The 7,126-nt window shown below is 56.2% G+C and carries 4 protein-coding genes and 1 pseudogene; 1 reads left to right on the top strand and 4 read right to left on the bottom strand.

Translation table 11 applies throughout. From position 1 onward, the window contains the following. Nucleotides 1–395 (bottom strand): annotated as a pseudogene (locus PV433_RS16340) (sugar ABC transporter permease); the annotation flags it as partial. Nucleotides 396–773: 378 nt separating this feature from the next. Between PV433_RS16340 and PV433_RS16335 the strand changes: the two are divergent. Then, nucleotides 774–1,943: an oxidoreductase family protein gene (locus PV433_RS16335; RefSeq protein WP_332073137.1), complete on the top strand. Its 1,170-nt coding sequence runs from the start codon at nt 774–776 to the stop codon at nt 1,941–1,943. Nucleotides 1,944–2,058: 115 nt separating this feature from the next. Here PV433_RS16335 and PV433_RS16330 read toward each other — a convergent pair whose 3' ends face one another. The 3 genes from PV433_RS16330 to PV433_RS16320 all read right to left on the bottom strand — a co-directional run bounded on the left by PV433_RS16330 (nt 2,059) and on the right by PV433_RS16320 (nt 7,068). Further along, a complete protein-coding gene (locus tag PV433_RS16330) occupies nt 2,059–3,654 on the bottom strand; it encodes a response regulator transcription factor (protein WP_332073136.1) in 1,596 nt (531 codons plus the stop codon). A gap of 21 nt (nt 3,655–3,675) precedes the next feature. Further along, nucleotides 3,676–5,454 (bottom strand): cache domain-containing sensor histidine kinase, encoded by a 1,779-nt coding sequence (locus PV433_RS16325; protein WP_332073135.1) that lies wholly within the window; start codon nt 5,452–5,454, stop codon nt 3,676–3,678. A gap of 93 nt (nt 5,455–5,547) precedes the next feature. Next, nucleotides 5,548–7,068 carry an extracellular solute-binding protein gene (locus PV433_RS16320; RefSeq protein ID WP_332073134.1) on the bottom strand — a complete coding sequence of 507 codons (1,521 nt, stop codon included), beginning with the start codon at nt 7,066–7,068 and terminating at the stop codon, nt 5,548–5,550. Between the last annotated feature and the right edge of the window lie 58 nt (nt 7,069–7,126).

Below are 7,126 nucleotides of genomic sequence, written 5' to 3'. Positions count from 1 at the left end.
TAAATGATCGTCTGAATGCTCCGCTTGAACACCATGTGTCTCAGCTCGTTCAGCAATATTGCGACGATAATCGGAAGCGGGAACAGGAATACGATCTTATAGACGGAAATAATAAGCGTATTCTGAAACACCTGCCAGAAATTTTCGTTGACGAGCAGTTTCTCGAAATGCCTCAGGCCTACCCACGGGCTGGCCGCCATGCCTTCGAAGATGTTGAAATCCTTAAACGCAATAACGATCCCGTACATGGGCGTGTACTTGAATAGCAAAATGAATGCGAGTCCCGGAATAAGCGCTACGTATAAGTCCCAATCTTTGCGAATGTCGGTCCATAACGTCTTAGCATACGATTTCCGGGGTGAGGAAGCAGTTGCTCCATTTGTTGCAGGCTCCATCTTGTTGTCGTCCCCCTTCTTGATTCTGTCGAGAAACGGCGCCTGAGAGCTCTTTTTCGCCCGGCGAATCCGTTGTTGTTCCAAGTGTAGCAAACCGGGGGGCCGTTTGTACCGGACTACTTTTACGTCTTTTGGTACTTTCGTGACAACTCCCGGGATGCTAGCTCCAAGTTGCCTTAACCGAGCGCCTCACACAAAAAGCACAATCAATGAAAGCGATTCCAAAAAGAGAAGCCGAATGTCGTAATTTGTCTGAAAATACTTCTCGACAGGCGCGTCGTCTTCCCTTGTCCGGCGAACGTATGTGCGTTATAATCGCGGTACAGCATGGTTTGGAGAACGGATATCTTTATGCCCGAAGAAGAGAGGAAACAGCCGATGCCGCAGCCGATTGCCGTAAGAAGCGTACACGAGGAGTTCGACGAGCAGGTGATGCTTGGATGCGTACACAAGCTGCTCGGCAGGTCCGATGCAGCGATCGAGTCTTGGACGTGCGCGACGATTGACTACCGGACTCCGAATTTCGTAAACGGCGGACTGTTTCGTCTGCATGGCACGGCCACGGTTGACCGAAGCTTCGTCCCGTGGTCCTTGATCGTCAAAATTACTAGGCCCGATGCCGATAGAGCGGCGGGGACGCATTACAACTACTGGAAACGCGAAGCGTTCGCCTATCGTTCGGATCTTCGGGGAATCTTGCCGGAAGGTATAGCCGTTCCGGACTGTTATGCCGTGGAGGAGAAGCCGGACGGGCGGCTGTGGCTGTGGCTGGAGGAAATTCCGGGGAATACGGACAGCGTATGGTCCGATGACGAGTACGGATACGCCGCGTGGCAGATCGGACGATTCCATGCGGCTTATTTGAACGGGCTGCCTATTCCGGAAGAAGACTGGTTATGCCGGTCCTGGCTCCGCTCGTGGGTAGCCGAGTGCAGCAAGTATACGGTCAACGTACGGGAAGCGGACTGGCACCATGGGTCCGCGGACGAGCGGCGGATTCGGTCCGTTCTGGACCGGTACGAGGACTTGCTCCTCCATATGCCGCAGCTGATCGATGGGGTGGAGCGGCTGCCTCGCGTGCTCGCCCACCAGGATATATGGCGCAAGAATATGTATATCCGTCAGGAGCCGAACCGGGATATGCGTCTGGTGCTTATCGATTGGCAGTTTGCCAGCGTATCCGGCGTAGGCGAGGAACTGGGACGGTTTTACGGCTTGACGATGAGCAAGCGGTATATCCGGCCCGAGCGGTATGCAGAGTACGATCGACTGCTGTTCGGCCGGTATACGGACGGACTGAGCGGCTCCGGATGGGGCGGGGACGTCCGTCTGGCGCGTTACGGCTTCTGCACGGCGGTCGCCGCCCGCAGTATCTGGGAAGTGCCCAAGATGATCGAGCTGCTGGCCGCCAGCCGCGGTTCGGAAGGCGCCGAGCGGGAAGCGCAGGAGGAAAGAGCCCGCCTCTTGCTGTCTATTACGGAGGTCCACATGCAGCTGCTAGAGGAAGCCAAACGGCTCCACAAGGAGTTTGGGGGCATGCCAAACTAGCCGCGGAACGCCCCCGGCTAGTAGTTACCATCTATAGCTGTACGTCAGGCGGCGCCCCCTCCATCCCTATTCTCGACGACAGGGAAGGGTTGGGGTTGGGATCGGGAAGCGCTGCTCAGGGCCGTACTTCTCCCGGCGTTACTCCCCAATACTTGCGGAATACGCGGGTAAAGTAGCTGCCGTCGTGATAGCCGACGAGACTGGCCGCTTCGCTGATTTTGGCCCCGTCGAGAAGCGCCGCCTTGGCGCGCTCCATCTTGCGCTCGATCACATAAGCGGAGAACGATTTGCCCGTCTCCTGCTTGAACAGACGGCTCAAGTACGAGGAGTTGACGAACAGCCGGTCCGCCACCTGATGGAGCGATATTTCCTGGTCCATCTCCTCCTCGACGATACCGAGCAGCTGCTTCACGATCTGATGACTGACCGACATCCGCTGCTTCTGCACATATACCGCCGCGCGGCGCACGATCCGCAGCAGCATCGCATGGATTTGCTCCTTATGGCCCAGCGCCTGCGGATTAAAGAAGTGGACGTAGTCGTCCCCGGCAAAATCTTTGAACGGCCATCCCTGCTTCTGCATAATCCGGATCAGCAGCGCGCCGAAAAACATCACGTTCTCCTGTACGTCGTCCATCGATTCGGCCGTTACGATGCCGCTCACCGACCAGAGCCTGTCGAGCGTATCCGCCGCCTTCTCCTCGTCCCCCGTCTGAAGAGCGATCTCCAGCGCCTTCTCCAGATTCGGGTCCGACGGAAGCACCGGTTTATCACCCGACTCCTCGCGGAACGGGATGGCGATATTGCCCCCGTAGATGATCCGGTTCTGCAGCGCCCGCATCGACTGCCGGTACAGCTCCGGCACCTCGTCCCGTCCCCCGGTCGTCCGGCATATGCCCGCGCTTGCGGTCAGCTTCAGACATTCTTTTACGGTGGACAGCAGCCGGGTAATATCGGTATTGACCTGCAGCATCACGACGCCGTCGTCTTTGTCCGCCGGCGCTTTCCATATAAGCGCCGTTGCCCCTCCCGGGTCGGAGCATACCCAATACTCCGGCAGCAGTTCCTTGGCAATCCCGCTTAAAGCAAACTGCAGAACCGGCATGTCCTGCTGCGTAAACCGGGTTTCCTCCTCCGACACAGGGTCCATATCCAGCGCAGCGACCACGTACCTGGCATCATGCTCCAGCTCCAGCTGCACATCCTGGCTGCGCCTCGTAATTTCCCACTCCACAAATTTGCCGTTCAGCCAGTTCACGAAGAAATTGTTCTGCAGATGCGGCAAGTTATGACGCCATTTTTCCTGCAGCGCATCCTGGCTATGCTTCAGCTCCAGCTCCCTGCGAAGCTGCTGGGCGGCCCCGAGCACGGCATCGAGGATTTCCGAATCACCTGCCGGCTTCAGCAAATATTTGGACACCCCGAACTCCAGCGCCTTCTGGGCATAGGTGAAATTGTCGTGTCCGCTCAGGATGATCGTTTTCGTCATCAGCCCCTGCTCCGCCACTTTGCGCGCCACCGTCAGCCCGTCCACGCCGGGAATCTGAATGTCGAGCAGCATCAGGTCCGGTTTCTTCCTCTCGATCAGTTCAAGGGCATCCATTCCGTTATGAGCCATCCCGACGATATCGATCCCGTGCTGCTCCCAAGGAATGTTGTTAGCCAAACTGTTGCATAGTCGAATCTCGTCTTCCACGATCAGCAAATTCATCCCGATGTTCGCTCCTTTCGCTTAATCTGGTTCCGTCTGTTCGGGAGAAAGCTGGAACGTCTCTTTGCATCGGTCAAGCGGCAGACGAACCGTCACCGCCGTCCCCTCCCCTTGCCGGCTCTCCACTTCCATCGCCGCCTGTTTGCCGTATACCATACGGATTCGGGAAGCCACGTTGCGGAGCCCATACAAATCTTTGTTCGATTCCCACGGCGGCAGCGACAATCCGGACTTGTCCGGACCGAAGATGTGCTCCAGTTCCCCGCGGATATAATCGAGCCTCTCCGGCATCATCCCTACCCCGTTGTCCGCAACGATCATATACAGGAAGCCGCCCTCCGTATACGTTCGTACCGTCAGCTGTCCTCCGCGCTCCCGTTGTTCCAGACCGTGAAGAATCGCATTTTCCACAAGCGGCTGCAGCAGCAGCTTCATCACCGGAACCGGCTTGCTCGCTTCGTCGACGTCGTAGGCGACCGAGAACTTGTCCAAGAAACGCAGCTGCTGCACCCGGACGTAGTAGTGCAGATGAGAAATCGTCTCCTCCACCGTGAACGTGTCCGTTCCTTTGCTCAGGCTGAGCCGGAAAAACCGCGACAAGTTCAGCACCATCTCGCTGATTTCGTCCGCTTCATAGTTTTTGGCCGCCCAATAGATCGAATCCAGCGTATTGTACAAAAAGTGCGGATTGATCTGGGTCTGCAAAAATTTCAGCTCGGTAAGCGCCAGGCGCAATTGCTGTTCGTAGCCGTGCTGGATCAGATGTTTCTGGTCGTAGATCATCTGGTTAAACGCCTGGGTCAAATAACCGAGCTCGTCCTGCCGGTGATTGTCCAGCTTGACGTTGAAGTTGCCGCTGCCGGCCCGCTTCATGCCCTGCATCAGCTTCTGAATCGGAGAAGCGATGCTGCTGTAGACGGCCCAGGAGATCCAGAGCGCGAGCAGGACGCTGATCGCGATAATGATATACGTATACGCCTGAATCTGCTTCGTCTTGGCGAACACTTCGCTTTGCGGCTGCATGAGCAGCAGCGACCATTTGTAATATTTGGAGCCGATCTCGACTTGAAACGTATCTTTGTCGGCCATCCGCTTCTCCAGGCTCGCCTCGGTAATGTCGCCCGTCCCCGTAATCGGCTTGCGCTCGTCCGTCAGCAGAACGATTTGCGCATTCTCGGACGGGAGCAACGAGCGGATCAGGTCAAGCAGCTTCGTCTGGTTCAGCGTGACGACGAGCAGATTGGGCTGCCGGCCCGGATTGTTCAGATCCATCGCGCGCACCAGCGAGATTCCGTCCGCTCCGATAATTTGGCCGAACGTCTTGCCGTCGGGCGTAGGCTCGTCAGGCAGCGTGTACATAATCCCGCTTCCCCCGAAACGGGCCAGCAGCTGGAGCCACGATTGCTGCGTCTGGCTGGAAATATGCCGGCTGCCGGTCGTCGTCGACACGGCTACATTGGACAAGGAATGGTACACCGATATTTGCGAGATCATATGATTGATCGACGTAATATTGGACAGCTGCTTCAGCACCTCGGTGAAGTTGGCGACGTCCTGCGGCGACAGATCCGCCCCGGACTGATCGAGCAGCCGCAGCATATTCGTATCGGTTGCGATTAAGGTCGAGATCTCCTCGACGTTCTGCAGTGTTACGTCGATATAGTCCATTGAGGACGTAAGCGCCGCCCTCGTACGCTCGGTCGTCTGGTCGAGCAGCATCTGCCTCGACTGAAAGTTCGAGAACAAGCTGACTGCCACAAGCGGCAGCAAAATAAACAAAAAATATACGGTCAGCCTCATCTGAATATTTTGATGATACAGCCGGTTAAACCAACGGAGCGGATATATGTGGAAAACCTCCGTTTCTGTTAGAGTAAACAAGGGCGTTGCGGATTAGTCCAGAGAGGCCCGGTACCATTCATTGACCTCGCGCGTAATTTCGTCTCCGCCCTCCAGCCTCCACCGGCTAACGTATTGATCGAAATCGTCCAGAGAAGCTACGCCCAGCACGATCTTAATAAACTGCTCCTCCATCGAAGAGAGCTTCAACATATATTTGCCCATGGCCGGAGTTGGAAGCCCGGTGAACCGGTTCACGATCAGGTTGTTTTCGACTCTTTTCTGGTTTTCGTATAACCGGAAATGCTCCCCGAGCGAATCCAGACGCTGTTTATCCAGCTCAGGCTCGATGACTTCCACAAGCGCGGAATAGATGCCCCGGTACTTGTGCTTGTCGTGCTCCGGGAAGTTGGTCACCATCTTGCCGTCCCTCATCGACCAGATCTCGTTCTCGAAACCGAGCTTCAGGTTGCTGTGGCCTTCGCCCGCTATAAAATTGAGCAGCCGGATGACGTCCGCCCCGTTCGGGCTGCCGGCGGGCACGATGCTGAATCCCCGAACAAGCGATGTGGAGTAGGTCCCCTTCTCGCCTCGCGGCCCTGTCGGATATTCGAGCGGAATCCACTCCGCTTTCGGATCGCGCTGCTTGTTCTGATCGATCGGCCCCCGGGTATCGTACCAGGCGGCGGAGAAAATCCCGACTTTGCCTGACGCCACTTTTTCTTCGAGCGTTTTCGTCCGGTTCAGCGGAAATTCCGGATCGATCAACCTCTCCTCATACAATCGGCGCAAAAAAGCCAGCGCTTCCTTCGTCTCAGGCAGCGTATTGGAATAGACCAGCTTCCCGTCCCGCTCCAGCCAGCTATCGAGCTGGGTGCCGAACGCGCCGAAGAACGGAGCGCTTCTCCCAAGCTTCTCCGTCAGCAGCAATCCGATCGTGTCGTGAACCCCGTTGCCGTCCGGATCGCCGAAGGTGAACGCACGGATTACTTCATAATATTCGTCCAGCGTTCGCGGCGGCTTCAGCCCGAGCCGGTCGAGCCAATCTTTACGAGCGTACATCAGCTCGACGCCCTTCACCTCATTCATGCTCGGCACCGCGTAGATCATCCCGTTAAATGTCACCTGATCCCAGGCTTCCTTCGGAATTTTCCTCTTCAGATCAGGACCGTACTGGTCGATCAGCTCGTCGAGCGGCTGCAGCTTGTGCTCCTGCACTTTGTTGGACAGCCATACATCGTCGACCGCATACATCATATCAGGCAAAGCGGTGGACGATAAGACGATGTTTAATTTCTCATGATAGCTTTCGTTCGGCGGCAAGATCACGTTGATGTTGAGCTTCGTATTCCGCTCGATATAGTCCAGATACGGATTATGGTTTTCATCCATACCCGGAGGAAAAGATGTTCCAAGAGAAGTGACTACGATGGAAATTTCCTTCTTTTGGCTTTTTTCGATCCCCGTCTTTTCGCCTGCGGACGACAATACCGCCCATACGGACAACCCCGCCGCTATCGCAGCCGTTCCCGCCGCCGCCAGAAGCACTCTTTGTCTCTTTGTCGTATTTCCCATTCGCGTCTTCCTTTCCGACCGCTTGCTAGCGGATGCGAACTTACGCGATACCCCCTGA

It is taken from the genome of Paenibacillus sp. GYB004, assembly GCF_036577605.1.
GTDB classification, from domain to species: domain Bacteria; phylum Bacillota; class Bacilli; order Paenibacillales; family NBRC-103111; genus Paenibacillus_AB; species Paenibacillus_AB oceani.
This window is presented reverse-complemented; position numbering and strand designations above follow the sequence as displayed.